Origin of the sequence: Streptomyces sp. FH025, assembly GCF_017427025.1 — a bacterium.
GTDB lineage: Bacteria > Actinomycetota > Actinomycetes > Streptomycetales > Streptomycetaceae > Kitasatospora.
This window is the reverse complement of the sequence record NZ_JAFLNG010001010.1, coordinates 1-2,016: the sequence shown is the minus strand read 5'-3', so window position 1 is coordinate 2,016 and position 2,016 is coordinate 1. Positions and strand designations below refer to the sequence as shown.

2 protein-coding genes are annotated in these 2,016 nt (G+C 73.5%); one reads left to right on the top strand and one right to left on the bottom strand.

Annotation, left to right across the window (positions count from 1 at the left end):
* Positions 1–265 precede the first annotated feature (265 nt).
* The gene (locus J0670_RS36720; protein WP_207817114.1) at positions 266–628 is read left to right on the top strand and encodes a hypothetical protein; all 363 of its coding nucleotides are present in this window, start codon (positions 266–268) and stop codon (positions 626–628) included.
* Between the two features lie 183 nt (positions 629–811).
* Here J0670_RS36720 and J0670_RS36715 read toward each other — a convergent pair.
* Positions 812–2,016: M64 family metallopeptidase (locus tag J0670_RS36715; protein ID WP_207817113.1), on the bottom strand; the 1,205-nt coding region annotated here is incomplete at its 5' end.

The window sequence follows — 2,016 nt, the reverse complement described above, 5'->3', positions numbered from 1 at the left end:
TCGGCCCGGCCGTGCGTCCGGCCGTGCGCCCCTGACGTACCGCCCGGTGCGCCCGGCCGTGCGCCCCTGACGTACCGCCCGGTGCGCCCGGCCGTGCGCCGCTGCGCTGACCGGGTGCATACGCTCAATTCACTTGGTGAGACCCGGACTTGGCGCCCGACCGTGAGGTGGTGGAGCATGGGCGCGTACCGGTCTTTCGCGGCGCGCTCGCGCCGCGGCCGGGGCCGTGCGCGTGCGGCGAGAGGAGGCGGGTGCGGTGAGTCCCGTGGCACGTCCGTTTCTGGTCCGGGGGAGGGCGGTTCCGCTGGCGAGATACCTGGCGGAGGAGGACATCGACGGTCTGGTGGCATGCTCGTGCATCGGGAACGAGGTCACCATCGACCTCCCCGACACGCGGATCCTGGTGAACCTGGTGGACGTCGGCGGGGTGGTGGGGCTCAACTTCCACATGGTCCAGGACGGCCCGGCCAAGGCCCGTACCTGGACGCGCCGGCTGCCGAGCGAGAGCGAACCGAAGGAACTCGCGGCGTGCATCGCCCGGGACGTCCGGACACTGGAGCGCGAACTCACACCGCTGCGCCGCCGGCCCCCGCGCGCGCAGCAGCGGTGCCGGCCGGGCATGGAATAGCCCGCGTCCGTAGGGTGGCGGCACCCGGAACCTCCCCGGCGGCTGCGGTCGGCGGCCCAGGCCCGGCGGCGCTTCGGCCGCCGGGCCTGGTCGTGCCTTCGCCGCGTCAGTAGGTTCTGGCGCTGAGCTGGCGTCAATGGGTAGGGATCATCCGGGGGTTGTGCCTGTGTGGTGCCCCGGGACCTACCGCGTCACCAGCCAGGACAGGCTCCCGGTCAGCTCCTTGCGCAGCGCGGGGTCCGCCACCGCCGGGGTGGGGTCGGTCGCGACGGCCGTCAGCAGGTGCGGCCGCGAGCGGGGGCCGGTCAGGTGCAGCGCGCCGAGGTCGGGCGCGGTGCGGCCGCGCAGCTGCGGCAGCTCGCGCCCGTCCAGGTACCAGTGCAGCAGGGTGCCCGGCACCGGCAGGTCGACGGTCAGCCGGTCCGTGGTCGTGAGCCAACTGCCGCTCGAGGTGGGGCTGGTGAGCGGCTTGGCGTGCCGGTAGAAGCCGGCGATCATCGCCTCGCGCCCGGGCAGGTTGAACTCGCGCCCGAGCGAGCGCATGATCGAGTTCTCGGTCGGCCGGTACAGACCCTTCGGATAGTAGCCGCCGCCCTCGTAGGCGCCGACCGTCCCGCCGTCGGGCGAGGACTGGCCGAGCCAGCGGGACCACTTGGCGCCCCGCGCGCGCATCCGGTCGGCGGTCAGCGTGCTGAGGTTGGCCTCGGGCGGCTCCTCGCCCTGGTACGCGCCCTGGCCGTCGTAGGCGTACTCGTCGGCGAGCTTGCCCAGCGAGTGCCCGGTCTCGTGCACCGCGATCTGGCCGGACTTCGCGTTGCCGCCCGCCACCGTGGCGATGCCCTCGTAGCCGAGCGGGGACTTGATGTCGTTGTAGCCCGCGCCGCCGTACTTGGTGCTGTTGGCCACCACGATCACCAGGTCCGCCTGCGGGGCCTTCGCGGCGTAGCGCTCGACCGCCTTCTCGTCCACGCAGAGCAGCCGCTCCACGTCGTCGCACCAGAAGTAGGAGCCGAGCGCGGTGTGCCGTACGGTCGCCTTGTCGGGGTCGCCGGTGACGCCGGACTCGGGGGAGACGGCGGACACCGCCCAGACGTTGAACAGTCCGCGGTAGGTGGCGTACGGCTCCACGGAGGTGAGCTCGCGCCACTTCTCGGTGGCGTCGGCGCGGAACCTGTCCTGCTCCTGGGCGGTGTAGCCGTCGCCGATCACCACCACGTCCAGCTTGGTGGCCGGATCGCCGTTGCGGACCAGTGCGGTGACCTCGCCGTCGGCCGCCGGTGCCGCCAGGCCCGCCGTGGGGGCGGCGAGGTAGGGGGAGGCGGCGGAGGCCTGGGCGCGGGTGATGCCGCCGTCCTCGGCGAAGACCTCGACCTGGTGCCGGGACTCGC